Raw genomic sequence first — 25,175 nt, 5'->3', positions numbered from 1 at the left:
CACCGACTAGGGGTACTGGTGTACGGAGAGCGTGAACACCAATACTGACGGCCAGTCCCAAGCTGGCCGGACAAGTGCGCCCAAATTCCCATACGGTCGTACTAGTTCCAAGTGTAAGACGTATGTATGATCAGAGCTGAACGGACCGCCTGAGGTCCCCGCGCCCCGAGAGGGGGGAAGATGCCAGTGCGACCCGAGCCGGGCCTGATGGCCACCGTCATGGCGGACGGACAGCTGGAGCTCTTCTCCGAGCAGAGTGGTGCCCGGTTCCGCTGCAGCCGGGTGGGCACCGCGATGTGGATCGCGCTGCGGCAGCACGACGGCAATCTCGACGCCGCCGCGCGCATGCTCGCGACCCTGTGGGATCGCCATCCTGATCATATGAAGGCCGACATGGACCTCTGGGTCGGCGAGCTGCGTGACGCCGGTCTCATGCGCAACGAGGTCTGACCCCTACTGTCCCGCGAATCACGAAGCGCACGGCGAACCCGCCGTGCGCTTCGTCGCGTCCGGGGTGCGTTCTCCTTGACCCGTAAGGGTTTGTTCCGCTCGCCGGTGCGTCCCCCATTCTTCCCTTAGCGCGAATGGGTGGCCGATGACCGCCGCCTGGCCGTGGTGTGTTCACTGGTGACGATCATGGCCTGCCGCGGATGTGGGCCCTGACCTGCGGTTCGCTCGGCGTCCCCGCCGCGGCCCGCGCGATCGCCTGACCGAAATCCATTATTGATAAATCTGTATAAGGTTAGCGCGCGCCTATTTAAAGAATTGCCAGAGCGCATGTTTAGACGCTTGTCATAAGCGTTTGTGATCCGTTGCGCACGGTTTGCGAGACATGACATAGACCGACGTCTTAGACGGTCATCTAGTCTGATATGTCTACTATGTCTGGTTATGGTGACCCCTGGTAGGGGGTGGTTTTGATCTGACCGCGCCGTTGATCTGGGCTTCAAGCTGCGAATTCGGCGCGAAGTCGGCGTCGGAGACGGTGTCCTGTGCGGCTGTCGGACAGCGCGGACCGTCACGGGCGTCCTCACGATTTGTGGTCGCGCACAACGCAACGTGTTTTCTGTGTAAGACGCTTGTATATTGGTTTCGGATGGCGTTTAATGGTTCCAGAACGGCAGCCCGGAGCGCAGGTTTTCCAGGGCGCAAGCGGAGGAGACTTGAGATGCGACTGGCAGAACGCGGCAGTGAGTGGGAGACCCTGAACTCCGCCTACGGTCAGGCCGCGCGGCGTCAGGGCCGGGTCGTCGCGGTCGGCGGCCCGGGCGGCACCGGCAAGTCCGCGCTGCTGCGTGCCTTCGCCGCCCACGCCGCCGCCGAGGGCGCCGTCGTGTTCAGCGCCGCCGGGTCCGCCTCGGACCACCGCCTGCCGCTGGGCCTGGCGATGGAGCTCTTCCGCTCCGCCGCGCTGCCCGCCGGCCTCGCGAGCCGCGTCGAGGCCGCGCTCAAGCCCGAGTCCTTCACCGAGCACGCCGCCGAGCTGTGCGCCGCCATCCTCGAGCTGGCGCAGCACACCACGGTCGTGCTGACGGTCGACGACCTGCAGTACGCCGACGTCGAGAGCCTGCGCGTGCTGCTGTACCTGCAGCGCCGCATCGCCTCCGCCCGCGTCCTGATCGTGCTGAGCGAGTGGCAGCAGCCGCGCTCGGTGCACTCCATGGTCTACGCCGAGCTCATGCGCTCCCGCGAGATCATCCGCGTCACGGTCGCCCCGCTGTCGCTCAAGGCGGTCACCGAGGTGCTCAAGAGCGAGCTGGACCAGCTGACGGTCGCCCGGCTGGCGACCTCGTTCCACGCCGTCTGCGGCGGCAACCCGTTCCTGCTGCGCGCGCTGATCGAGGACCACCTGGCCCGCGCCGAGGCGGGCCCGCACCTGATCGTCGGCCGCCACGCCACGCACGCGCTGCTCACCTGCCTGACCCGCTGGGAGCCGCGCCTGCTGGAGGTCGCCCGCGGTGTCGCCGTGCTGGGCGAGTACTCCTCGGCAGCCGCGCTGGCGCAGCTGCTGGAGATCGAGCCCGCCGCGGTGGCGCAGGCGCTGACCGCGCTGAACGCGACCGGCATGCTCGACGACTGCCGCTTCCGTCACCCCGAGTTCCGCGCGGCCGTGCTGGCCGAGATGGATGACGAGGGCGAGTCCGCGCTGTTCGTCCGCGCCGCCACCGTGCTCTACCACGAGGGCGCCACCGCCTCGCACATCGCCGACCACCTGCTCTCGGCCGGTCCGGTCGAGCAGGACTGGGTCGTCGAGGTGCTGCAGGAGGCCGCCACCCACGCCATCGCCGAGGACGACGTGCTGCGCGCCGTCGACTGCCTCGAGCTCGCCCAGCAGGTCTGCGACGACGAGCGCCGCCGCGCCGGCCTCACCGCCATGCTCGCCAGGGTCCAGGGCCTGACCAACCCGGCGGCCAACGTCCGGCTGCTCGCGCCGCTGCGCTCGCCCGCCGCCCAGGCCGAGGTCCGCCGCCGCCTGCTGGGCGACGGCGAGTCCGCCGAGGACACCGCCCGCGTCGCGGCCGAGCTGGAGCTGACCGCCAAGTGGGTCCGCTTCGCGCACCCGCCGGTGCTGACCGTCCTGGAAGGCGGCGCCACCGGCGAGCACCACGAGCCCGTCCCCGCGACCGAGCTGGACGCCGACAACCTCACCACCTTCATCGGACCGGACGCCGTCGTCTCGGCCGAGCAGGTACTGCAGAGCGCCCGCGTCGGCGACACCACGCTCGAAGCGGTCCTTTCGGCCCTATTCACCCTGATCTACACCGGCTCGGCCGCGAAGGCGGGCCAGTGGTGCGAGACGCTCGGCGCGCAGGCACGGGCCCAGCGCGCCAAGGCGTGGACCGCGGCGCTGGCCGACGTCCGTTCGCACATCGCGCTGCGCGACGGCGATGTCGCCGCCGCCGAGCGCCACGCCGCGCAGGCGCTCACCGAGATGTCTGCCAAGAGCTGGGGTGTCGCCGTCGGCTCACCGCTGGCGCACCGCCTGTACGCGCTGACCGCGATGAACAAGCTCGAAGCCGCCGAAGAGCTGCTCGAGTTCCCGCTCCCGGACGGCATCACCGAGACCCGCTACTGGCCGCTGTTCCTCCACGCCCGCGGCCGCTTCCACCTGGCGACCGGCAGGCTGCACGCCGCGCTGGCCGATTTCCGCACCTGCGGCGCGCTGCTGGAGGACTGGGGCCTCGACTTCCCGGCCTTCCTCCCGTGGCGCGGCGACCTCGCCCGCGTGTACGTCCGCCTCGGCCGCACCCAGACCGCCCGCGACCTGATCACCGCCCAGCTCCGCCTCCCGACCGGCGACGTCACCCGCGTCCGCGGCACCTCGCTGCGCGCGCTGGCCGCCGCCAGCGAACCCCACGAGCGCGTCGAGATCCTCACCGAGGCGGTCCCAGCGCTGCAGGAGTGCGGCGACCTCGTCGAGCTCGCCCACGCGCTCGGCGAACTCGGCCGCACCCACCACCTCCTCGGCGACTACGGCAAGGCCCGCCTCCTGGTCCGCCGCGCCTCGGAGATCGCGGCAGGCTGCCAGGTCGAGCTGACCGCCGACGAGACGCTCGACTCGCTCCCGTCCGTCGTCCACAACGAAACCCTGTCCCTGCTGAGCGAAGCCGAGCGCCGGGTCGCTTCGCTCGCCGCGCAGGGCCACACGAACCGGGAGATCAGCCGTCAGCTGTTCATCACCATGAGCACGGTCGAGCAGCATCTGACCCGGATCTACCGCAAGCTCAACGTCACCACCCGTTCCGCACTCGCCGCCGAACTGCCGATGGCACTCGCCACGACGGCGTCCTAGAGCCCGCTCCCCGGGAAACACGGAAGCCCCCTTTGGAATCCCGGCGATTCCGAAGGGGGCTTCCGTACGAGGGTCGTGAGCGTTGCGGGCGGTTAGAACCGCCCGCAACGCTCACGACCCACCTGCGTGGTCAGGCCGAGGGCTTCCCCGCCGACCCGATTTCAAACACTGTTTTCGCGATCCCCGTTACGTTCGCACCGAAAAGCGGGGACGATTTTGTCCACGCAACAACGACACTTGTGCCCGGAGAGACATCAAGTGTGCCTAAAGGGTCACCCGGTGAACCGAGTGGGCTTTATCTGTCGCGTTGATGAACGGTGAAAGAAAAAAGGCCCGCCCGGCGGTGCGGGCGAGCCTGTGAACGGACCGCGGAAAAGGGCGGGTTTGTCAGGTTTAGGGGGTCGCCGCCGACTTCGGCTCGAGCGAGGTGCCCGCCATGATCGTGCGCATGGCCTCGGCCAGGTCGTGCCCGGTCGGCGCCGTCTCGGGGTCGACCAGCCACTGGGCCATCACGCCGGTCAGCAGCGCCTGGTGGAAGCAGCCGAGCACCCAGGCGCCCTTGGGGTCCTCGTCCTCGTCGATGCCCTGGAACATGGCGGCCAGGCCGGGACGGGCCTGCTTGTTCGCCTCGGTCAGCGCGGTGCGGACCTCGGGCACGTGCTCGATCTGCGCCAGGATCTCGAAGTTGGCGGACCAGAGCTGCCGGTGCGTGCCGAACAGCTCGACCACCTGCACCCAGATGGCCTCGAACCGCTCCAGCGGGGTCGCGTCGGGGTGGGTGTCGACGGCCATCGCGCGGCCGAGCTCCATGCCCCATTCCTCGGTGGCCTGCATGAGGGCCTCGTTCAGCAGTGCTTCCTTGGATCCGAAGTGGTAGCCGATCGAAGCGAGGTTGGTGCCGGAAGCCGCCACGATGTCCCTGGCGGTGGTTCGCGCGTACCCCTTCTCGATCAGGCAGCGCTTGGCTCCTACGAGCAGATCCTCACGATGTCCCATCCGCTTACCCTACCTCAAGTACCACACACACGTCCGAACGAACTTGACCGGCGCGACCGCCCGGGACGCCGGCTTTACGAATAGGCCATTCGGTTCAACCGGAAATCGTTGTCCGACCTCATTTTAAAGAGTTGGTAAAGGGATTCGCCGGTCAGTGTGAGCGGAGTGGAAAAAGCGCCGCGAAGACGTGCATGGCTAGGGGATATTAGGGGTGTGGCCAGCGAGTTCGCCCGGTTAGCCTTGGCGCACAGTTGACACATTCCGGGAACTCATCGATTTGACCGAATAGTGAAAGCGGTCCGTCGGAACGTAACCAACTAAGTATTCTATCCGGTATCGAGATCACCGGTTACCCGGCTGAAGTCTTGAAGGAGTGTGGATGACCACGCGACCCCCCAACCTGGTGGACACAGTGCACGTCCGGCTGCTCGTCGACAACTTCGCGGCCTGCTTCCGGTTCTACAACGCGGTTCTGCCGAAGCTGGCCGGATCGACACTCGCGAAGGGCGTGGAGGACGGCCCGTACGCACGCTGGGACATCAACACGGCCACCCCGCAGCTGGCGCTGCTCGACCGCGGCATCATGGCGGCCATGCTCGGGCAGGAGAACGCCGGCACGGTCGGCGACCCGTCGCTGCTGTGCCTGCGGACCGCCGACGTCGACGGCGCGCAGCGCCTGTGCGAGGAGCACGGCGCGACCGTCCTCAGCCCAGCCCGTGACCGGCCGGAATGGGCGCCGGACACCCGGATCGCCTACCTGCGCGACCCCGGCGGGAACCTGCTGGAACTGCAGTGCTCGCCTGACTGATCGCAAGCTTTCGGGTCGTGGCTCGGCTGGGGCGAACGGCGAACGGCCGGTGCGCGGGAAACCGCGCACCGGCCGTTTTCAGTCCTTGGCCAGTTCTATGGCAGCGACCGGGCAGACCGCGATCGCGTCCAGCACGCCCTGGCGATAGTCCTCATCGGGGTTCTCGTCGAGGACGACGAGCCTGCCGTCGTCCTCGTCCTGGTCGAAGACGGCGGGCTCGGCGAAGACGCACGAGCCCGTGCCGACACAGCGTTCACGGTCATAGAGGATGCGCAAGACACTCACCACGTCACCGGTAGTTCGTACATGCCGAAAATCAAGGCGTCATGCTTGTACGCGGAGTCCGGCACCTCGCCGTGCAGGCGCAGGCCGGGGATCCGCGAGAACAGCGCGTTGAAGATGATCTCCAGCTCCACCTTGACCAGGCTGGCGCCGGGACACTGGTGGATGCCGTGCCCGAACGACGCGTGCCCCTTGGTGTCGCGGCAGACGTCGAGCATGTCCGGGTTCTCCCAACGCTCCTCGTCGCGGTTCGCGGAGCCGTTGAGCGCGATGATCCCGTCGCCCGCCGGGATGGTCACGCCGGAGACGGTGATGTCGTGCGGCAGCACGCGCGCGGTGGCGTGGTCGGAGATGCTGGCGAAGCGCAGCAGCTCGCCGACCGCGTTCGCGGTGAGCGTCGGGTCGTCCTTGAGTTTCTGCAGCTGGTCGGGGTTCTGCAGCAGCGCGACCGTGCCGAGCGACACGACGTTGGCGATCGTGTCGAACCCGCCGAACAGCAGCACCCGCGCGAGCGCGACGACGTCGGAGTGTGCGAGGTTGCCCTCTTCGTTGTTGCGGGCGACGAGCCTGGTCAGCAGATCGTCCTTGGGGTTGACGCCGCGGTCGGTGACCAGCTTGTCGAGGTAGGCCTCCATCTCCTGCTGCGCCATACCGATCTCCATCGGCGTGACCTCGCGGTTGGTGGTCAGCTCGGCGTAGTTGCGGAAGAAGGCGGTCTCGCTGGCCGGCACACCCAGCAGCTCGCAGAAGACCAGTGAGGGCACCGGAACGGCCAGCTCCTCGACGAGGTCGACCGGGCCGCCCTTGGCGAGCATCGCGTCGATGTGCTCGTGCACGATCTTCTCGATCTTCGGCCGCAGCGCCTGCATCCGCTTGGCGGTGAACTCGGGGATCAGCATCCGGCGGCGCACGGTGTGCTGGGGCGGGTCCATCGCGACCAGCGGCAGCTCCATCGCCTGCAGGATGTCGTCGGGCACGGCGACCGGCAGCGGGTAGCCGGGTTCCTTCCAGTTGGAGCTCAGCGTCGAGTCGGTGAGCACCTTCCTGACGTCGTCGGCCTTGGTGATGATCCACACCTGTTTGCCGGACACCCGCAACGTCACCTTGGAAACCGGCTCCTCCGCGCGCAGGCGCGCGTACTCCTCCGGCATCTTGAACGGGCAGGGGCGCTTCATCGGGAAGAGCGGAGGCTGCTCGGTCCCGGTGGCTTCGGACTGGGTGACGACCTCGGTCATGGGACGAAGACCTTCCCGGATCAGGGCAAGAAAGGTGGTTACGCTGTGACGCTAAGGCCACCGGCAGGGGGTGGCACACCCCTAGCCGCCCCTAACCTCGCCCGGCCGGACCCGGCCGACGGCCCTGGGCAAGCCGCCGACCGGGTGAGCACTCACCGCAGGTGCGCTTCCACGGCGTCCGCGGCCCTGGTCACCCCGCCGTTCGCCCGCACCTCGCGGCGCAGTCCGGCAAGCCGTTGCGCCACAGCGGGATCATCCGCGACCTGGTCCACAGAGGACCGCAACGCCGCCGCGGTCACCTGGTCGGCCCGCAGCTGGACGCCGGCGCCCAGCTCCTCGAGCCTGGCCGCGTTCCCGAACCCATCGGTCGCGAACGGGATGGCCACCGTCGGCACACCGAACCACAACGACTCGGTGCTGCCACCCATCCCGGCATGCGTGACGAACGCCGACGCCGCCTCGAGCACCGCCAGCTGCGGCACACTCCGGTGCACCTCGAAGTTCGCCGGGACGTCCCCGAGCTCGGCGAGGTCGATCTTGTTCCCGACGCTCATCACGACATGCCAGTCCGAGTCACGGAACCCCTCTATACAGGCACGGTAGATGTCGAGCTGATCGGTCACCGCGGTCCCGAACGACACCAGCAGCACCTTGGCCCCCTCGGGCGCGGACCAGCTTCGATCGGCGAGCCTGCCCGGATCCAGGCACGGCCCGACGAACTCGACGTGCGGCCCGACCCGCTCCGCGTTCGGCTGCATCGCACGCGGGATCAGCGAAAGGACGCTCGCCGGATGCGAGAGCCAGGCGAACGGCTCGGCGTCGATCCCGTTCTCCTCGAGCCATTCGCCGTACACCTTGAAGTAGGCGGCGCCGGACTCCGACGCCCGCAGCCCGGCGATGAACTCCGCGAACTCCTCCTCGTAGCCGTCCCAGGCGACATAGGTGGGGGAGAGCTGCACCGCGGGCACGCCATAGCGGTGGCCGAGCACCGGCGCGGCCAGCCCGCCGATGTCATAGAGAAAGAGGTCGGGCCGGTCGTCGTCGTAGGTTTCGGTGAGATGCGGCAGCACGGCGATGTTCTCGTCGAGGAAGATCCGCATCGCCGCACCCGCGTCCTCCGGCCAGTCGGCCTCGCCGTCGGGCAGCAGCGACGGATGCGTGACCGGCTCGGCGCCGGTCGGCGTGATCAGGCCGGCGAGCCGCTCACCCACCGCGTACGTGACCCGGTGTCCCCGGTCGACGAGCTCACGGATGAGCGCGAGCGACGGATAGATGTGTGACGGCGCGGTGCAGCCGATCATGGAAATATGGTGGCGCATAAGGGTTTGACGTCCTGTCGGAGCAGTAGGTGTCCGACGGCGCGCAGAAGTGCGGGGGCCTGCCCTCACAGCGGGCGGCCCGAAGAGTCACGCCGTCTCAGGCAGTGCGCAAGCGGCTGAAAGCGATCATGAACCCCACCCTACCGACACCCGCAACCCGTTTAACCGGGCTGGCGCGAAGTCAGACGGCGGCGCCCGCCGACTTCGTGAGCTTGTGCACGCGGTACCCGAGCAGCAGCAACGCGATCCCGTACAGCAGCGCGAACACGCCCAGCACCGTCGCGATCCCGATCACGCCCGCGATCGGCTGCAGCAGGATCACCAGGCCGGCGATCACCGAAAGCCCGCCCGCGAGCCCCAGCCACACCTCGCCCTGGATCTGCTTGCGCAGCCGCACGGCCGTGACGATCTCGCCGACGCCGGTCACCACCGCCCACGCGCCAGCCATGATCGCCAGCGCCAGCACGGTGATGCCCGGCCACACCACGGTCACCACCGCCAGCACCACGCCGACCGCGCCCGCCAGCCCCGTCGCCGGGGACACCTGCTTGCGGAAGGCCGCGACCAGCAGGCCGACCCCGTCGATGAGGGCGTAGACGGCGAACAGCACCGCCAGCCCGAACACCGTCGCGATCGGCCAGATCAGCGCGAGCAGGCCGAACAGCACGGCGAGCACGCCGCGCGCGATGAGCATTCCGGTCGTTTCCCTGGCCAGCACCAGCATCCGAACCTCCTACGGGAACGCGCACGATGGATAGAAACTAGCGCCGGGCGGATAGTGCCGCCCGGCGGAACGGCTCATGCTCAGCCTGGTGGGTGATCTGAGCGTGACCGTGGAGCGCAGGTGTGACGGCGTCTGGGTGCTGACCCTGCGCGGGGACCTGGGCCGCCATGGCGCCCGCACGCTCGACCGGACCCTGCTCGACATGCTCGACCGCAGGCCGCGGCTGCTGATCTTCGATCTCTCGCAGGTGACGTCGGTGCGGCCGGACGGCCTGCCGGTGCTGCTGCGGCTCGCGTGCACGGCGGGGGAGCTCGGTGTCGGGTGCTGCCTGGTCGGCGCCGACCGCGCCGAGGTGACCGATCGGCTCGAGACGGCAGGCTGGCTCGATCTGTTCGAGGTGCATCCCACGGTCGGCGACGCGGTCACCTCCCTCGGCTGAGCCGCAGCGTCTTCGACGGCAGCTCGCCGTACTTGGCGCGATAGGTCTCGGCGAACCGTCCCATGTGGACGAAACCCCAGCGCCCCGCTGCCCCGGTCACCGTGGTGCCCGGCGCGGCCGCGCTCAGCTCCGCGTTGACACGGGCGAGCCGGATCTCGCGCAGGTAGTTCATCGGGGAAAACCCCGTGCAGCGCTGAAAACCATCGTGCAGCGCCCGCACGCTGAGCGCGACCGCCGAGGCGAGCAGCGCCGGGGTCCACGGCTGCTCCGGCTGGTCCTCCAGCAGTGCGACCGCTTGGGCGATCGCCCGGTTCGGCGCGGGGCGCCGCGGCGCGAGCAGCTCGGCCGAGTAGGTGTTGGGCTGGCCGAGCAGCAGTCCGTCGAGCAGCAGGTACTTCACGGTCTCCACCGCCAGCGGATGGGAGAGCAGCCCGTCCGGCCGCCGGGAGTCGGCCTCCGCCAGCCGCAGCGTCCGCAGCCAGGCCTGGCCCGCCGTGGTGGTCAGGTCCAGCGCGGGCTGGAACACGACCGGTTTCGCCGCCGGACGGCCGAGCAGCCGTTCCAGTTCGGAGTGGACGGTGTGCGGCGGGAACTTCAGGCAGACCTGCCCGCAGCCGCCACCCCAGCGGATCGCGGCGGCCACCCCCGGCCGGAACACCGCGCCCATCGCCACGGTGCCGGACACCGGCTCCATCCCGTCCGCGGTCGACTCCGCGTGCCCCGACAACGGGAAATTGATGTGGTAGTCGGTGGTTTCGGGACTGGAGAGCCGGACATCCCGGTCGAACGCGATGAACCCGGCGGTCGAGGCGCCCAGCCGCAGCACGTTGAGCCGCATGCCGAGCGGGCCGGGGCGGCCCAGATACCGCGCCTCGACCGGCAGATACGTCGCCGTCAACGCTTCGCGTGCCTCGTCGAGGTCATCCGTGCGAAGCATCGCATGCGTCGTGAACGCTTCCTCGGTCCCAGTCGTCATGACCGTCCCAGAATATCCCTTTCGGGCAAGGCGTCTGTACCGATGCAGGGCGCGAGGTCTTTTTTCACGCCTATATATAAGGGCGGCGCGCGACGATCGTATGGTCGCCGCCCGGCTAGGGTTCATCCCGCTTCCAAGCACACACCAGGTGGGGAGAAACCTCGTGAAACGTCTTGTTTTCGCCGTGGTGGCCGCCGCGACGCTGGCCTCAGGGCTCGTCGCGACGCCTGCCGTCGCGGCACCGGCCGCCATCGCCTGGGGGCCGTGTGACAACGCGGACCTCGTCAAAGCGGGCGCCGAATGCGGCTACCTCGAAGTGCCGCTCGACTACCGCAAGCCCGCGGGGGAGAAGATCCAGCTCGCGGTCAGCCGCGTCAAGCACAAGGTGCCTGACGCGCAGTACCAGGGCGTCATGCTCACGAACCCGGGCGGCCCCGGCGGATCCGGGCTGCTGCTGGCGACGCGGGGCGCGCGCGTCCCGAAGAACGCGGGCGACGCCTACGACTGGATCGGCTTCGACCCGCGCGGCGTCGGCTCCAGCAAGCCGGCGATCTCGTGCGACCCGAACTACATGGACTACAACCGGCCGAACTACTTGCCGATCACGCCGCAGCTGGAGAAGACCTGGCTCGCCAGGTCCAAGGGCTACGCGGACGCCTGCGCAGCCAAGAACAGCAAGGCCTTGCTGGAGAACATGAAGACGACCGACACGGTCAAGGACATGGACTCCATCCGCCAGGCGCTCGGCGCGGAGCAGGTCAACTTCTACGGCTTCTCGTACGGCACCTACCTCGGCCAGGTCTACGGCACCACGTACCCGAAGAACGTGCGCCGGATGATCCTCGACTCGACGGTCGACCCGCGCAACGTGTGGTACCAGGCCAACCTGAACCAGGACGTCGCCTTCGACGTGAACCTGAACATCTGGTTCGGCTGGGTCGCCTCGCACGACGACGCCTACCACCTCGGCAAGACCAAGGAGGCGGTCAAGCGGGTGTTCGACGAGCAGCTGCTGAAGCTGTCGTTCAACGCCGCGGGCGGTGTCGTCGGGCCGGACGAGTGGCTCGACGTCTTCCAGCAGGCCGCGTACTACCAGCTCCGCTGGCCGGTGCTGGGTGACGCGTTCGCCCGGTTCGTGAACAAGGGCGACTGGCAGAACATGAAGACGCTGTTCGAGAACTTCGGCGGCCGCGGCGACGACAACGGCTTCGCGGTGTACCTCGCCGTGCAGTGCACGGACGTGCAGTGGCCCGCGTCCTGGCACCAGTGGAAGGTCGACAACTGGAAGACCTTCGCGAAGGCGCCGTACTACACCTGGCAGAACGCCTGGTTCAACGCGCCGTGCCTCTACTGGCCCGCGAAGGCGGGCAAGCCGGTCCACGTCGACGGACGCGGCGTCGCGAGCGTGCTCATGATCGACGAGACGCTCGACGCGCCAACGCCGTTCGAGGGCAGCCTCGAAGTCCGCAGCCGGTTCCCCGGCGCTTCGCTGATCGCGGAGCCCGGTGGCACCAGCCACGCCATCACCCCGCGCAAGAACGCCTGCGTGGACGACAAGATCGCGGACTACCTCCTCACCGGCGCGCTGCCGGCCCGCAAGCCGGGCCGCACGGCGGACGTCGAGTGCGCGCCGCTGCCGTTGCCGGTCCCGCTGCCGCCCGCGCCGGCGGCCGCGGCCCGGTCCTCGGTGTCCGATCAGGCGTCTCCGGACGCCGTCATGGGCCAGCGAGTGGGTTAGCGGTAGCGAACACTGAGTATTCGGCGCGGGCGTTACGAAATCCAATTCGTAACGCCCGCGCCGAGTCGTTTTCGGGCGCTTGACAGGTATGTGGGTTTACTGCTTTAGGCCCTTGCCCAGGGCGTCGGCGACTGCTCGTCCGTTCGGCCTATCGGCGTCTTGAGTAGTTTTCGCGTTTTCGTGTTGACCGGTGGACTATTACGGTGTTTCGATTCACGTAACAACCCGGAACGTGAACAAGACGTATCGCTGTGTTCCTATCGATTCAGTGAAAGAAGTGTGAACCCCGGTTTGCCTAATGTCGGTTTCGGTGATCTTTCGTGAGAACTGACAGCAAAACGTCATCAGTTCCCCTGTCGGGTCCTTTCTGGACGCATGTGTATCTTGGTCTGGACCAGAGGTCCGGTACCCGGCGCGCGACGCGAACCTGTCGTGCTGCCGGACAGATTCACGCCCTGGAGGGGTGAGCGGTCGCCCACCCCCTCGCCGCAGGTGGCGCCAGCTTTGCCGGGGTTGTGTGACGACGTTTTATTAACCCGCGTCCCAGCGAGCGGGGCGCTGTTGATATTCACCCACTTGGCATAGTCGGCGGGTAACTGTCCAACCACACCAGGTATTACTGGTGTGCACATCCACCCGAACCACGAAAAATCGATCACCAATCGCCCTCGGTCGGTAACATAAACCTTCACGGCCTCACTCTTATGGGGCTAAACTCGGCTATGGCTGGACAGGGCCGGGTCAGGCGAAGGTCGACATCGGCGTAGGTAATCACCAGTGCGCATAATGGGCCTTTTGGGGGTTGACCGCATGGCGTTCGCCGAACACCGCGACGCAATGGACGTATTGACGCGTCTACTCACCGAGGCTGCCGACGGGAACGGCCAACTCGTGTTGGTCGGCGGTGGCCTCGCCACCGGCAAGACCGAGCTATTGCATGAGTTTTCACGCTACGCAATCGATTCCGGAGCGTTGTTACTCACCGCTACCGGATCGCGGGCCGAACGGGCCCTGCAGACCGGCGTGATCGACCAGCTCTTCCACAGCTCGGGTCTCCCGACCGAAGTCGCGGACCGTGTCCTCAAGCTCATCACCGCCGATTCACTCGCCGAGGGGGACGCGAACACCGACGTCTCCACCATCCAGCACACCGGCGTCAAGGTCGTCCACGAGATCTGCACGGCGTTGCTGGAACTCTCGCGCGAGCGGCCGGTGGTGATCGGCATCGACGACGTCCAGTTCGTGGACAGCTCGTCGCTGCAGCTGCTGCTGTACCTGCGGCGGCGGATGAACTCATCGCGGGTGCTGATGATTCTCAACGAGTGGGAGCGCCCGCAGCCCACCCTCCCGCTGTTCCGCGCGGAGGTGACCCGCCGGGAGCACCACCTCATCCGGCTGGAGCCGCTGACCGAGCAGGGCGTGGCCGACCGCGTCGCCGCGGTCGCCGACGCGGACAAGGCCGCGGCGGTCGCGAAGTTCTACCACGAGGTCAGTGGTGGCAACCCGATGCTCGTCAACGCCCTCATCGAGGACTACCGCGCGAGCACGCCGTCCGCCGAGGGCGAGCCCGCGGTCGGGGTCGCGTTCGGCCGTTCCGTCCTCGCCTGCCTGCACCGCTGGGAGCCGCGGCTCCTCGATGTCGCGCGCGGTCTCGCCGTGCTCGGCGCCGAGGGCACGCCCGCGATGATCGGGCGGCTGATGGGCATCAAGTCCGAAGCGGTCATGCAGGTGATCGACATCCTCACCGCGGCGGGACTGCTCGGCGACGGCAAGTTCCGGCACACGGTGGCCGAAGCCGCGGTGCTGGACAGCCTCTCGCCGGACGAGCGCTCGCGCATGCACATCAGCGCGGCCGGGCTCCTCTATCAGAAGGGCGCGGCCTCGTCCGAGGTCGCGCGCCACTTCATCGCCGCGGACAAGGTCGTCGGCAGCTGGTCGATCGCGGTCATGCGCGACGCGGCCGAGCAGGCGGTCGTCGCCGACGACGTGAGCCTCGCCGTCCGCTGCCTCGAGCTCGCGCTCGACGCCAGCACCGACGAGCGCGAGCGCGTCGAAGTCACCAAGGCGCTCGCCAGGGTGGTCTGGCGGATCAACCCGTCGGTCGCCTCCCACTACCTCGAGCCGCTGCGCGTCGCCGCCCGCGAGGGCAAGCTGACCCGCCGCGACGCCGTCACGGTGATCCGCAATTCCCTGTGGCAGGGCGACAAGGAGACCGTCCTCAAAGGAATGGAGGTGCTCGACACCTCCACCGGCGTCGCGGACCTCCAGCTGGCGGCCGAGCTCCGCGTCGCCTACCAATGGTTCTACGGGCTCCCGTGCGCCCACTTCCGCAACGTCGACGACGACCCGTCGCCGCCCCAGCCCGTCCCGGAGGGCATGTGGTCCGGCGCGGCCAACACGCTCGGGATGAGCAACTCCAACACCCAGCGCGCCCGCGAGGCCGCGACGGCCAGCGCCGAGCACATCCTGCAGAGCTGCCGTCTCGGCGACACCTCGCTGGAAGTATTGGCGACAGCCGTCTTGGCACTCGTCTACGTGAACAAGGCGGGCAAGGCCGCGTCGTGGGTCGACGCCCTGATGGACGAGGCCGTCCGCAGGCGCGCCACCACCTGGCAGGCCATGCTCGGCAGCATCAGGGCGGACATCGCGCTGCGCCGGGGGCAGCTCGCCACCGCCGTCCTGCACGCCGAAACCGCGCGCAACCTGCTGCAGGCCCAGAGCTGGGGCGTCCTCATCGGCTACCCGCTCACCACGCTGTTGCTCGCGAACACCGCGATGGGCAGGCTCGACGCGGCCGCCGAGGTCCTCAAGCAGATCGTCCCGGACGCGATGTTCTCCACCCTGTTCGGCCTCCGCTACCTGCGTGCCCGCGGGCACTATTACTTGGCGGCCGACCGGGTGCTGGCGGCGATCAGCGACTTCCAGACCTGCGGCAAGCTGATGCGCGAACGCGACCTCGACGTACCGGGCCTCGCCCCCTGGCGCAGCGACCTCGCCGAAGCCAACCTCCAGCTGGGCCGCAAAGCCGTCGCCCGCGAACTGGTCGCCGAGCAACTCGAGCGCTCGGGCCCGGTCGACTCCCGCACCCGCGGCATCTCGCTGCGCGTGCTGGCGGCCTCGAGCGACCTCCCGCAGCGCCCCGCGTTGCTGCGCCAGGCCATCGAATGCCTCCAGATCTCCGGCGACCGCCTCGAGCTTTCCCGCGCACTGGCCGACCTGAGCCAGGTCCACCAGGAAATGGGCGAGTTCGACCGAGCCCGCATGATGGCCCGGCGCGCGGCCCAGGAGACCAAGGCCTGCCAGTCCGGAGCCCTGCCCCCGCAGCAGCTTCCCCGCGAGCGTTCGGCGGGCGAGGTCGTCAAGGAAGCCGACACCCAAGCGGAAATCTCAGGCGCGCCGATTCTCTCGGACGCCGAGCGCCGCGTGGCCTTGCTCGCGGCACTGGGTCACACCAACCGCGAGATCGGGCGGCGGCTGTACATCACGGTGAGCACGGTGGAGCAGCACCTGACTCGTGTGTACCGCAAGCTGAGCGTGCACAGCCGCGCGGACCTGCCCGCCGGCTTGGCCCTCCACGGCGTCTCGGAGATGGTCGACGCCGACGGCACGGCCGTGGACATGAGCAACACCTACTGATCAGGTTCGTTTTCGCGCCGGGGTCTGGACTCGCGTCCAGGCCCCGGCTTTCGTTCGCGCTGGGGGTCGTGAGTGTTCCGGCCGGTTCTAACCGGCCGGAACACTCACGACCCCCAGCGCGCTAGGCGGGCCCGGCGTGGCGTGGGCGGTCGCGGGCTTGCGGTTGAAGCGAGGGGCGCCCTCGGTGCGTACCAAGCACCCAGAGTGCCCCTCGCTCAGATTGCGTTGGGGTACAAGGGCTCGTGCGCGTTGCGGGCGGTTCTAACCGCCCGCAACGCGCACAACCCCAGCACGCGGTCGCGCTGATCTGCCCGGAGTAGGTCCCGCTAGGAACCCCTTCGCTGGTATCAGCGGGAAACAAGGGCGGCCCTTGTCACGCTAGAGGTGACAAGGGCCACCCTTGTAACGTCCTGCCCCGCTCAGCGCGCCCGATCCTCGCCGCGCAGGGTTACGGGTGGGCCGTTTGTCACCGTGAGCGTAACGAAAGTGGCGTATGTGCGGACCCGGGCGGGCGCAACCCCGGCCCTGCGAACGCGAAACCCCGGCTGTACGCACGCGAAACCCGAGTTTTGGCCATTCAATGGCCAAAACTCGGGTTTCGCGAGCGCTGCGGGGGTCGTGAGTGTTGCGGCCGGTTCTAACCGGCCGCAACACTCACGACTCGGGGATTGGTTGGTGCGAGGGGAAGTTCTGCTGCATCTAACGGAGCAAACCTTCCCCTCGCTCGGATCGCCCGGCCCGTTCCTCGCCGCACAAGGTTACGAACGGGGCGTTTGTCACTGCGAGCGTAACGAAAGTGGCGTATGTGCGAACCCGGGCGGGCGCAACCCCTGAGTTTGGCCCACGCCTGGGTTTCGCTTGTATACAAGCCAATCTTCCCTTCAGGCCTAACTGTCCTTTGTGGACGTCCTTTCCGGACTCTCAACTTGCCTCGGGGCGGCTTTGCTATTCTGCACTCAATATATAGTGGCCTAGGCCAGTTGGCGAGGTCGCGATCGGGTGAATCAGAGGAGGGAGGCCGACATGATGCGAAGGCCTATCGGGCGGCGTCAGCTCGGGTCGGAGCTGCGGCGGCTGCGTATCGAGGCGAAGCGGCAGCAGCGGGAGATGGCGGAGGTCATCGAATGCGACGCGAGTCAGATCAGCAAGGTCGAGCGGGGCGAGCGGACGCTCAAAGCCTTGGAGCTCAACGCCTTGCTGGACTTTCTCAAGGTGCGCGGTGACAAGCGTGACGAGATGCTCGCGCTCGGGGAGGAGGCGAGGAAACGGCAGCCGAGGAAGACCTACTCGGACATCCTGTCCGGCACGTTCCGGAGGCTCGGGGATCTGGAAGAGGACGCGAGCGAGATCTACTGCTTCGCGGATCAGCTGATCCCGGGGCTGCTGCAGATCCCGGACTACATCCGGGCGCTGGTGACGGACTCCATCTACCGGACCAACGCGCCGGTGGAGGCGGAGATGGAGGCCCGGATCACGTTCCGGCTGGATCGGCAGCGGGTGCTGGAGCTGGAGAACCGGATCAGTTTCCTGATCGGGGAATCCGCGCTGCTGCGGCCGGTCGGCGGGCCTGCCGTGCTGCGGCGGCAACTGCTGCACGTGCTGGGGGTGATCGACGGGAAGCCGTGGATCACCGTGCGGGTCGTGCCGCTGACGCTGGGGGTGCATCCGCTGCTGGGCGGGGCGCTGTCGGTGTTCCGGTTCTGCCCCGGGGTGGACGATGTGGTCCACCAGTCGACCGTCTTCGGCGGCGGGGTTTACCTCGATGAGGTGAACGAGACCCGGGAATGCCTGCGTGCCTTCAAGAACTGCCGTGAGCGGGCACTGGGTCCGGCGGAGACCCGGCGGCTGCTGCTGCGGCGGGTGCGGGAGCTGGCACCCGGATAAGCGGTCACGACTCGGTGTGCAGCAGACCGGCGTCGGTGAGCTCGTCGACCCACATCTCGATGTCCGCCAGCGTGTTGTCGGGATCGGTTCGCCACAGGTCGGCGAGCATGGTGGCGGCGGCGCCGGTCTTGCCGTCGTGCTGCCGCAAGGCGATCCAGATCGCGGTGCCGACCCCGTTGCATTCGAAGCGCTTCTCGGTCAGCGTCGAGAAGAGCTGCAGTCTGCCGTTCTGTGAGACCGTGACCTTCACTCCTGGAACCGGTCGGACTGGCATCGTGATTCTCCTTTGAGGGGAAGGAAAACGTGGTGTGAACGAACTTCGGCCACCGCAGGGTGTTCCCGCGGTGGCCGAAGCTCCGGGTGGGTCGTACGGGGCGGGCCTGGGGGTCGACTGCTAGGTCACCCGCCCCGTACGGCCCGGCTTACGCGGTGACCAAGTCCTTGGTCTCCGTGGTGTTCTCCACCGAGTAGGCGTCTTCGGCGCTGACCTCGGGGGTGTTCTTGATGTGGCGCAGGAAGATCAGCGCGGCGACGGCGGCGGAGAGCACGACCACCGCTGCGGTGATGGCGGCCGGGTGCATCGCCGTGACGAAGGCTTCCTGAGCGACGCGGAACAGGTTGTCGCCCTGTGCCTGCGGCAGCTTCAGCGCGACGTCGTGGGCACCACCGAGGGTCTGGCGAGCCGCCTCCAGCGTGCCTTCCGGCAGGCCGGCGGGGATCGTCTTGTCCATGGCGGGGCCGAAGAAGCCGGCGCCGATCGAGCCGAGCACCGCGATGCCCAGCGCGCCACCGAGTTCCTGTGCGGTCTGCAGCAGCGCCGAGACGCCACCGGCACGCTCGGCCGGAGCGGTCGCCACGACCATGTCGGTCACGATCGAGAGGACCACCGCGATGCCGACACCGCTGAGCACGATCGCGGTGATGACGAGCGGGATGTTGTGCTCGGTCGTCACCTGGGTGATGAGCAGGAAACCGCTGGCGGCGACGGTGAAACCGGCGGCGATGATGTAGGCGGGACGGGTCTTCTGTGCCACGATCGCGGCGATCGGGGCGACGAAGCTGACGATCACCGGGGCGGCGAGCGTCCACAACGCGGCCTCCAGCGGCTTCATCCGCAGTACCTCCATCAGGTACTGGGTGGAGAAGATGCCGAAGCCGATCATGCCGAAGAAGCAGACCAGGTTGCAGGTGATGGACGGGCCGAAGCCGCGGTTGCGGAACAGGGTCAGGTCGATCATCGGGTCGGAGTGGGTGGCCTGGCGGCGGATGAAGAAGGTGCCGAGGATCAGGCCGGCGGCGATGACGGCGCCGGGGACGGCGTAGGTGTGGTGGACGGCGATTTCCTTGAGGCCCCAGATGATGGACAGCACGGCGGTCAGCGACAGCGCGCCACCCAGCAGGTCGAACTTGCCCAGGTTGGGGGAGCGGTACTCGGGGATCAGGACCGGGGCGAGCACCAGCAGCAGGACCATGATCGGGATGTTGACGAGGAAGATCGAACCCCAGTGGAAGCTGGACAGCATCAGGCCGGACACGACGGGACCGAGACCGGCGCCGGCGGACAGGCCGACCGACCAGACCGCGACGGCCTTACGGCGCTGCTTGGGGTCGTGGAACATGTTGCGGATCAGGCCCAGGGTGGAGGGCATGAGGGTGGCGCCGCCGATGCCCTGCAGCGCACGCGAGGCGATCAGCATTTCGGGGCTCGTGGAGAAGGCGCAGGCGACGGAGGCGGCTCCGAAGAGCACCGTGCCGATGATGAGGAGCCTGCGGCGGCCGATCCGGTCTCCCAGGCCGCCCATCGTGATGAGCAGGCCTGCCAGCACGAAGCCGTAGACGTCCATCATCCACAGCTGCTGGGTGCCGCTCGGCTTGAGGTCGGCGGAGATCGAGGGGACGGCGAAGTAGAGAACGGTGATGTCCATGGCGACCAGGAGCACAGGCAGGATCAGCACGGCGAGCCCGATCCACTCCTTGCGTCCGGCCTTGGCTTCTGTAGTAGTCATGCCAAGAACCATACAACTGTGTAGAACTGTTGTCTATGACAGCTGTGTAATACACACGTATTGAGGGGTAGGCCGGGCCGGGTAGGGGTCGAAGCGCGGGTGCGGGCGCTCCTTTAGGGGTCTGATCCTCTGGCGGTACCTGGCGGGCCGTCGCTTGAATGAAAAGGGTCTTCCTTCTCCCCATCTCCTGGCTGGAGTGCGCCGCATGAGCAGCGAAAACAGCGCCTGGATCCGGAACTTCCACAGCGCGCCCGATCCGCACACCCGGCTGGTCTGCTTCCCGCACGCGGGCGGGGCGGCCACCTATTACTACGGGCTGTCGGCGGCGCTGACCCCGTCCGTCGAGGTGCTGGGCGTCCAGTACCCCGGCAGGCAGGACCGCCGCACGGAGCCGTGCCTCGACGATGTCGGCGACCTCGCGGACGCCATCACGCCCGAGTTGCTGGAGCGCACCGACCGGCCGATCGCGCTGTTCGGGCACAGCCTGGGCGCGACGATCGCGTTCGAGGTGGCGATCCGGCTGGAGAAGGCGGGCGTCACGCCGGTCGTGCTGTTCGCGTCGGGGCGCCGCGCGCCGTCGACGTTCCGCGACGAGAACGTGTGGCAGGCCGACGACGACGCCATCATCGCCAGCCTGAAGGCGATGAGCGGCGCGACCGCGGCGATGCTCGACGACGAGATCCTGCGGATGATCCTGCCCGCGGTCCGCGCCGACTACAAAGCGGCCGAGACGTACCGCTATCAGGCGGGCCCGCGGCTGCACTGCCCGATCGTCGCGATGACCGGGGACGACGACCCGCAGGTCACCCTGGACGAGGCGGGGGTGTGGGGCGAGCACACCGAGTCGGAGTTCGAGCTGAAGGTGTTCTACGGCGGGCACTTCTACCTCGACTTCCACACCGAGGCCGTGCTGGACACCATCACCACGACCCTATGGGAGGTGACCGATGGTGCGGCGGAACCTGCTGGCCATCAGTGATCTGCACGTCGCGTACGAGGACAACCGCGCGATCGTCGAACGGATCCGGCCCAAGACCGACGAGGACTGGCTGATCGTCGCCGGCGACGTCGGCGAGATCGTCGAAGAGATCACCTGGGCTCTGGAGACGCTGAGCCGCAACTTCGCGCGGGTCATCTGGGTGCCGGGCAACCACGAGCTGTGGACACCGAAACAGGACGCGGTCCAGTTGCGTGGCGAGGAGCGTTATCGGCACCTCGTGGACATCTGCAAGAACCTGGGCGTGCTGACGCCGGAAGACCCTTATCAAACGTGGGAAGGCCCTGGCGGCCCGCTGCTCATCGCGCCGCTGTTCCTTCTCTATGACTACAGCTGGCGCACGCCGACGGCGCGGACCAAGGCGCAGGCACTCGCGCAGGCCGAGGAGAAGGGCGTCGTCTGCACGGACGAGTTCTTCCTGCACCCCGATCCGTACCCGACGCGCGAGGCCTGGTGTCACGCGCGGCTCGAGGAGACCGAAGCGCGGCTCGCCGCCTGCGATCCGGAGCTGGGCACGATCCTCGTCAACCACTACCCGCTGCTGCGCGACCCGACGGACATCCTGCACTTCCCGGAATTCGCCCAATGGTGTGGAACTTCCCGCACCGCCGACTGGCACAAGCGGTTCCGCTGCCAGATCGCGGTCTACGGGCACCTGCACATCCCGCGCACGAGCTGGCACGACGGCGTCCGGTTCGAGGAGGTCTCGGTCGGCTATCCGCGTGAGTGGCGCCGGTCGTGGCACCCCGGCACGGATCCGCGGGTGATTCTTCCGGAGGTGCGCGCGTGATGCTCGGCAAGCTGCTCCCGTCCCCGGTGGTCTGGTGCGAGTCCTTCGACGACCCGGCCGACGTCGAACTCTTCCCGGAGGAGGCTGAGCTGATCGAGAAGTCGGTCGACAAGCGCCGCCGCGAGTTCACGACCGCTCGCTGGTGCGCCCGCCAGGCCTTCGCCGAACTCGGCGTCCCCGCGGCCCCGGTGCTCCCCGGCTTGCACGGCGCGCCGCGCTGGCCCGCCTCGATCGTCGGCAGCATCACGCACTGCGCCGGCTACCGCGCGGTGGCGCTGGCGCGGACCGCCGAGGTGGCCGCTCTCGGGCTGGACGCCGAACCCAACGGCCCGCTCCCGGACGGCGTGCTGGAGACCATCGCGCTGCCGGAAGAACGGGCCTGGATCCGGCGTTCGCTGCTGACGGACCCCTTGGTCCGCTGGGACCGGCTGCTGTTCAGCATGAAGGAGTCGGTCTACAAGACCTGGTATCCGCTGACCGGCACCCGCCTGGAGTTCGAAGACGCCCTGATCACCGCGGACCGCTCGGGCGAGTTCGCCGCTCACCTGCTGATCCCGTCCTCCCCGGTCCTGCGCGGAAACTGGCTGGCCGCCGACGGCCTCCTGGTCACCGCCATCACCCTGGCGGCCTGAACACCCCAAGCTCGCCGAACCCCGAAAGCCACTTTCGGCAGGTGCCATCTGACGAAAGTGGCTTTCGGGGTTTCGTTCCGGCCTGAACGGCCATGTCGGGGAAGTCGATCTTCGCGAAACCCGAGTTTGGGCCAGTGGATGGCCCAAACTCGGGTTTCGCGTGGCCGGGCCTGAGCACCCCAAAGCCACTTTCGGGGCCTGGGGCTCGTGGAACCCCGAAAGCCACTTTCGGCAGGTGCCATCTGACGAAAGTGGCTTTCGGGGTTTTGTCGGACCCCTGTGTCACGATGGGCCGGTGAGCCGATGGGTCGTGCACCTGGACCTCGACGCCTTTTTCGCGGCGGCCGAGCAGCTGACCAGGCCGACGCTGGCGACCAGGGCGGTGGTGGTCGGGGGCACCGGGCCGCGCGGGGTGGTCGCCGGGGCCAGCTATCAGGCGAGGCCGCATGGCATCCATTCGGCCATGCCGATGTCGCAGGCGCGCAGGCTGCTGCCGGCGGGCGGGGTCATCCTGCCGCCGCGGTTCAAGCTGTACGAGCAGCTCAGCCGGGAGGTGTTCGGCATCGTCGGCGAGTACGCGCCGGTGCTGGAACGGATCTCGCTCGACGAGGCGTTCGCCGAGCCACCCGAGCTGATCAATGCCTCCGCCGAAGAGGTCCACAAGTTCGTGGAACGCCTGCGGGCCAGGATCCGCACCGAGACCGGGCTGACCGCGTCGGTCGGCGCGGGCGCGGGCAAGCAGGTCGCCAAGATCGGGTCCGACCGGGCGAAGCCGGACGGGCTGGTCGTCGTCCCGCACGGCACCGAGCGCGAGTTCCTCGCCGACCTGCCGGTGCGCGCCATGTGGGGGATCGGGCCGGTCGCCGAGGCGAAGCTCAAGCGGATGGACATCCTCACCCTCGGCCAGCTCGCCGCGCTGACCGAGAAGGAGGCCAAGGCATTGTTCGGCAGCGTCGGCCGGGATCTGCGGCTGCTCGCGTCGGGCGTCGACGACCGGCCGGTCGCCGAGCGCGGGGAGGCCAAGCAGGTCAGCGCCGAGACGACGTTCGACGTCGACATCATCGACCTGCCCAGGCTGCGTGCTGAGATCCGGCGGATCGCCCAGGGCGCGCACGCGCGGCTCGTCCGGTCCGGCCGGGTCGCGCGCACGGTCGTGATCAAGCTGCGGCACACCGACATGAGCACGGTGACCCGCTCGGAGACGACGACCTTCCCGACCGACGACGCCGATCAGCTGACCGCGATGGCCGAGCGGCTGCTCATCGACCCGGCCGAGTTCGGCGGGGTGCGGCTCGCCGGTGTCGGCTTCAGCGGGCTTTCCGAGCCACACCAGGATCCGCTGTTCACGGTCGCCGTGCCCGCGCCACCGGTCGTGGAAACACCCAAAGCCACTCCCGTCCAAGCAGCACGTTCGGAGTGGCGCGCGGGCGACGACGTCGTCCACGCGGAGTTGGGCACCGGCTGGGTGCAGGGCGCCGGTCAGGGCCGGGTGACCGTCCGGTTCGAGACCCGGCATTCCGGGCCGGGCCCGGCTCGCACGTTTCTTGCCGAAGATCCCGAACTTCGGCGAGGTGAGGCCACCGACTGTCTTAAAGTCCGAGGGTCCCCAACGGAGTGAGGAGATCGTCGTGCCCATCACCGACCGTTTGACCGAAGTCCCCGAGGTCAAGGCGACCCCCGGCCTCGCGCACGCGGTGACGACCACCGGGCGGCTCGCGTTCGTCACCGGGCAGATCGGCGTCGACGCCGAGGGCAAGGCCGCCGAAGGGTTCGACGCTCAGGTCCGGCTCGCGCTGGAGAACCTCGGGCGCGTGATCACCGAACTCGGCGCGACCTGGTCCGACGTCGTCAAGTTCGGCTGGTACCTCACCGACGCGAGCAAACTCCCGCGCATGCGCGAAATCCGCGCCGAAGTGCTGGGCGAGCGAGCGCGCCCGGCGGCCGCCACGCTGATCGAGGTCTCCGGGTTCGCCTACCCGTCGATCGTGTTCGAGGTCGACGCCGTCGTCGCCCTGCCGTCGTGAGTGGCGCGGCCGGTTCTAACCGGCCGCAACACTCACGACCCCCGAGGTGCAGGCCAATGGGCGAAGGTTGGCAGGGAACAAGGGGGGCCTTTGTCACGCTAGAGGTGACAAGGGCCGCCCTTGTCACGTCCAGCCCAGTTGACGCGCCCGATCCCTTGTCGTGCGGGTCCCGCGGCGAGCACAGCGCCGCGTAGGGGGTCGTGAGTGTTCCGGCCGGTTCTAACCGGCGAAAACGCTCACGACCCCAGGGTTTGCAGGACCTCGCCGAGCGACTTGTCCGTGAACGACGGCAGCACGAGATCGGCGTGGTCGAAGCTGAGCGACGCGGTGATCGGGTTCGGGACGGCGACACAGAGCAGGTCCGCGGCCTTCGCGGCGGTCACGCCGTTCGGCGAGTCCTCGAACGCGACCGCGTCGGCGGCGTCCGCACGCACCGCCGCCAGCGCCGCGAGGTAGAGGTCTGGCCGGGGCTTGGCGGGAAACCGGTCACCGGTGACCACCGTGTCGAACCGCTCACGCAGGCCGAGCCTGGCGAGATGGCCCTCGACCCATTCGGCCGACGAACTCGAGGCGACGCCGAGCCGGAGCCCGAGCGTCGCCGCGTCGTCGAGGTAGGCCGAGACCCCTGGCCGGGTGCCCTCCGATTCCAGCATGGCGAGCACCCGGGCCCGGGACCTGGCGCGGTACGCGAGCCGGTCGAGCGGGCCCGCGTGGTCTTCCAGCAGGTCGAACATGACCTGCGCGGTCCGGTGCGTGCCGATGACCGTGTGCCACACGTCCATCGGCAGCTCGAGACCGAATTCGGCGAAGGTCTCCCGCCAGCTGGCCAGCACCGCGGTCTCGGTGTCGACCAGCAGGCCATCGAAGTCGAAGATCAGCGCCTGGATCACGCCCTC

The 25,175-nt window shown here is 68.3% G+C and carries 21 protein-coding genes; 12 read left to right on the top strand and 9 right to left on the bottom strand.

Annotation, left to right across the window (positions count from 1 at the left end; translation table 11 throughout):
* Window positions 1-180 precede the first annotated feature (180 nt).
* Both BLV57_RS30875 and BLV57_RS30870 read left to right on the top strand, forming a co-directional pair.
* On the top strand, window positions 181-450 hold the full coding sequence (locus BLV57_RS30875; RefSeq protein WP_091294748.1) for a PqqD family protein: 270 nt from the start codon (window positions 181-183) through the stop codon (window positions 448-450).
* A 718-nt stretch (window positions 451-1,168) separates the two neighbouring features.
* Window positions 1,169-3,793, top strand: a complete 2,625-nt coding sequence (locus BLV57_RS30870) for an AAA family ATPase (protein WP_176968883.1) — start codon at window positions 1,169-1,171, stop codon at window positions 3,791-3,793.
* Window positions 3,794-4,186: 393 nt separating this feature from the next.
* On the opposite strand, the gene BLV57_RS30865 is transcribed toward BLV57_RS30870, so the two are convergent.
* Entirely contained in the window at window positions 4,187-4,789 is a 603-nt protein-coding gene (locus BLV57_RS30865; protein WP_091294744.1) for a TetR/AcrR family transcriptional regulator, read from the bottom strand.
* A gap of 379 nt (window positions 4,790-5,168) precedes the next feature.
* Here BLV57_RS30865 and BLV57_RS30860 point away from each other — a divergent pair, with 379 nt between their 5' ends.
* The gene (locus BLV57_RS30860) at window positions 5,169-5,597 is read left to right on the top strand and encodes a VOC family protein (RefSeq protein ID WP_143047184.1); all 429 of its coding nucleotides are present in this window, start codon (window positions 5,169-5,171) and stop codon (window positions 5,595-5,597) included.
* 78 nt (window positions 5,598-5,675) lie between these two features.
* On the opposite strand, the gene BLV57_RS30855 is transcribed toward BLV57_RS30860, so the two are convergent.
* The 4 genes from BLV57_RS30855 to BLV57_RS30840 all read right to left on the bottom strand — a co-directional run bounded on the left by BLV57_RS30855 (window position 5,676) and on the right by BLV57_RS30840 (window position 9,157).
* Window positions 5,676-5,882, bottom strand: coding sequence for a ferredoxin (locus tag BLV57_RS30855; protein ID WP_342741226.1), 207 nt, complete (start codon window positions 5,880-5,882; stop codon window positions 5,676-5,678).
* Window positions 5,879-7,114, bottom strand: coding sequence for a cytochrome P450 (locus tag BLV57_RS30850; RefSeq protein WP_176968882.1), 1,236 nt, complete (start codon window positions 7,112-7,114; stop codon window positions 5,879-5,881). Before BLV57_RS30850 ends, BLV57_RS30855 begins: the two co-directional genes overlap by 4 nt.
* A 152-nt stretch (window positions 7,115-7,266) precedes the next feature.
* A complete protein-coding gene (locus tag BLV57_RS30845; RefSeq protein ID WP_091294742.1) occupies window positions 7,267-8,433 on the bottom strand; it encodes a macrolide family glycosyltransferase in 1,167 nt (388 codons plus the stop codon).
* Window positions 8,434-8,614: 181 nt separating this feature from the next.
* Entirely contained in the window at window positions 8,615-9,157 is a 543-nt protein-coding gene (locus BLV57_RS30840) for an HdeD family acid-resistance protein (RefSeq protein WP_091294740.1), read from the bottom strand.
* A 76-nt stretch (window positions 9,158-9,233) separates the two neighbouring features.
* On the opposite strand from BLV57_RS30840, the gene BLV57_RS30835 reads away from it, so the two are divergent.
* Window positions 9,234-9,596: an STAS domain-containing protein gene (locus tag BLV57_RS30835; RefSeq protein ID WP_091294738.1), complete on the top strand. Its 363-nt coding sequence runs from the start codon at window positions 9,234-9,236 to the stop codon at window positions 9,594-9,596.
* On the opposite strand, the gene BLV57_RS30830 is transcribed toward BLV57_RS30835, so the two are convergent.
* Window positions 9,580-10,572, bottom strand: coding sequence for an AraC family transcriptional regulator (locus tag BLV57_RS30830; RefSeq protein ID WP_176968881.1), 993 nt, complete (start codon window positions 10,570-10,572; stop codon window positions 9,580-9,582). The two genes, BLV57_RS30835 and BLV57_RS30830, sit on opposite strands and share 17 nt — an antisense overlap.
* A gap of 163 nt (window positions 10,573-10,735) precedes the next feature.
* On the opposite strand from BLV57_RS30830, the gene BLV57_RS30825 reads away from it, so the two are divergent.
* From BLV57_RS30825 to BLV57_RS30815, 3 genes are all read left to right on the top strand, one after another.
* Entirely contained in the window at window positions 10,736-12,310 is a 1,575-nt protein-coding gene (locus BLV57_RS30825) for an alpha/beta hydrolase (protein WP_245757582.1), read from the top strand.
* Window positions 12,311-13,096: 786 nt separating this feature from the next.
* Window positions 13,097-15,946 (top strand): AAA family ATPase, encoded by a 2,850-nt coding sequence (locus BLV57_RS30820; protein WP_091294736.1) that lies wholly within the window; start codon window positions 13,097-13,099, stop codon window positions 15,944-15,946.
* A 1,023-nt stretch (window positions 15,947-16,969) separates the two neighbouring features.
* Window positions 16,970-17,830, top strand: a complete 861-nt coding sequence (locus BLV57_RS30815; RefSeq protein WP_091294734.1) for a helix-turn-helix domain-containing protein — start codon at window positions 16,970-16,972, stop codon at window positions 17,828-17,830.
* A gap of 4 nt (window positions 17,831-17,834) precedes the next feature.
* Here BLV57_RS30815 and BLV57_RS30810 read toward each other — a convergent pair whose 3' ends face one another.
* Complete coding sequence (locus BLV57_RS30810; protein ID WP_091294733.1) at window positions 17,835-18,104, bottom strand: PqqD family peptide modification chaperone; 270 nt, start codon at window positions 18,102-18,104, stop codon at window positions 17,835-17,837.
* 148 nt (window positions 18,105-18,252) lie between these two features.
* Window positions 18,253-19,836 (bottom strand): MFS transporter, encoded by a 1,584-nt coding sequence (locus BLV57_RS30805; protein ID WP_218134904.1) that lies wholly within the window; start codon window positions 19,834-19,836, stop codon window positions 18,253-18,255.
* A gap of 205 nt (window positions 19,837-20,041) precedes the next feature.
* Between BLV57_RS30805 and BLV57_RS30800 the strand changes: the two genes are divergently transcribed.
* The 5 genes from BLV57_RS30800 to BLV57_RS30780 all read left to right on the top strand — a co-directional run bounded on the left by BLV57_RS30800 (window position 20,042) and on the right by BLV57_RS30780 (window position 24,279).
* A complete protein-coding gene (locus tag BLV57_RS30800) occupies window positions 20,042-20,815 on the top strand; it encodes a thioesterase II family protein (RefSeq protein WP_091294730.1) in 774 nt (257 codons plus the stop codon).
* Complete coding sequence (locus BLV57_RS30795) at window positions 20,784-21,623, top strand: metallophosphoesterase family protein (RefSeq protein WP_091294728.1); 840 nt, start codon at window positions 20,784-20,786, stop codon at window positions 21,621-21,623. The genes BLV57_RS30800 and BLV57_RS30795 overlap by 32 nt, the downstream gene beginning before the upstream one ends.
* Window positions 21,623-22,255: a 4'-phosphopantetheinyl transferase family protein gene (locus BLV57_RS30790; protein WP_091295114.1), complete on the top strand. Its 633-nt coding sequence runs from the start codon at window positions 21,623-21,625 to the stop codon at window positions 22,253-22,255. Before BLV57_RS30795 ends, BLV57_RS30790 begins: the two co-directional genes overlap by 1 nt.
* A 295-nt stretch (window positions 22,256-22,550) precedes the next feature.
* Entirely contained in the window at window positions 22,551-23,873 is a 1,323-nt protein-coding gene (locus BLV57_RS30785; RefSeq protein ID WP_091294727.1) for a DNA polymerase IV, read from the top strand.
* Window positions 23,874-23,883: 10 nt separating this feature from the next.
* Window positions 23,884-24,279, top strand: coding sequence for a RidA family protein (locus tag BLV57_RS30780; RefSeq protein WP_091294726.1), 396 nt, complete (start codon window positions 23,884-23,886; stop codon window positions 24,277-24,279).
* Window positions 24,280-24,515: 236 nt separating this feature from the next.
* Here BLV57_RS30780 and BLV57_RS30775 read toward each other — a convergent pair whose 3' ends face one another.
* Complete coding sequence (locus tag BLV57_RS30775) at window positions 24,516-25,169, bottom strand: HAD family hydrolase (protein WP_091294724.1); 654 nt, start codon at window positions 25,167-25,169, stop codon at window positions 24,516-24,518.
* Between the last annotated feature and the right edge of the window lie 6 nt (window positions 25,170-25,175).

Origin of the sequence: Amycolatopsis xylanica (assembly GCF_900107045.1) — a bacterium.
In the GTDB taxonomy this organism is placed as follows: Bacteria; Actinomycetota; Actinomycetes; order Mycobacteriales; family Pseudonocardiaceae; genus Amycolatopsis; species Amycolatopsis xylanica.
Note: the sequence above shows the minus strand (reverse complement) of the source record. Positions and strands in the feature narration are given on the sequence as shown.

What these genes read in the sequence shown, in the direction of transcription:
- BLV57_RS30800 (WP_091294730.1), top strand. Translation starts at nt 20,042, where the DNA reads ATGAGCAGCGAAAACAGCGCCTGGATCCGGAACTTCCACAGCGCGCCC.
- BLV57_RS30875 (WP_091294748.1), top strand. Translation starts at nt 181, where the DNA reads ATGCCAGTGCGACCCGAGCCGGGCCTGATGGCCACCGTCATGGCGGAC.
- BLV57_RS30865 (WP_091294744.1), bottom strand. Translation starts at nt 4,789, where the DNA reads ATGGGACATCGTGAGGATCTGCTCGTAGGAGCCAAGCGCTGCCTGATC.
- BLV57_RS30830 (WP_176968881.1), bottom strand. Translation starts at nt 10,572, where the DNA reads ATGACGACTGGGACCGAGGAAGCGTTCACGACGCATGCGATGCTTCGC.
- BLV57_RS30805 (WP_218134904.1), bottom strand. Translation starts at nt 19,836, where the DNA reads ATGACTACTACAGAAGCCAAGGCCGGACGCAAGGAGTGGATCGGGCTC.
- BLV57_RS30815 (WP_091294734.1), top strand. Translation starts at nt 16,970, where the DNA reads ATGATGCGAAGGCCTATCGGGCGGCGTCAGCTCGGGTCGGAGCTGCGG.
- BLV57_RS30840 (WP_091294740.1), bottom strand. Translation starts at nt 9,157, where the DNA reads ATGCTGGTGCTGGCCAGGGAAACGACCGGAATGCTCATCGCGCGCGGC.
- BLV57_RS30850 (WP_176968882.1), bottom strand. Translation starts at nt 7,114, where the DNA reads ATGACCGAGGTCGTCACCCAGTCCGAAGCCACCGGGACCGAGCAGCCT.
- BLV57_RS30870 (WP_176968883.1), top strand. Translation starts at nt 1,169, where the DNA reads ATGCGACTGGCAGAACGCGGCAGTGAGTGGGAGACCCTGAACTCCGCC.
- BLV57_RS30795 (WP_091294728.1), top strand. Translation starts at nt 20,784, where the DNA reads ATGGTGCGGCGGAACCTGCTGGCCATCAGTGATCTGCACGTCGCGTAC.
- BLV57_RS30820 (WP_091294736.1), top strand. Translation starts at nt 13,097, where the DNA reads ATGGGCCTTTTGGGGGTTGACCGCATGGCGTTCGCCGAACACCGCGAC.
- BLV57_RS30845 (WP_091294742.1), bottom strand. Translation starts at nt 8,433, where the DNA reads ATGCGCCACCATATTTCCATGATCGGCTGCACCGCGCCGTCACACATC.
- BLV57_RS30860 (WP_143047184.1), top strand. Translation starts at nt 5,169, where the DNA reads ATGACCACGCGACCCCCCAACCTGGTGGACACAGTGCACGTCCGGCTG.
- BLV57_RS30835 (WP_091294738.1), top strand. Translation starts at nt 9,234, where the DNA reads ATGCTCAGCCTGGTGGGTGATCTGAGCGTGACCGTGGAGCGCAGGTGT.
- BLV57_RS30810 (WP_091294733.1), bottom strand. Translation starts at nt 18,104, where the DNA reads ATGCCAGTCCGACCGGTTCCAGGAGTGAAGGTCACGGTCTCACAGAAC.
- BLV57_RS30790 (WP_091295114.1), top strand. Translation starts at nt 21,623, where the DNA reads ATGCTCGGCAAGCTGCTCCCGTCCCCGGTGGTCTGGTGCGAGTCCTTC.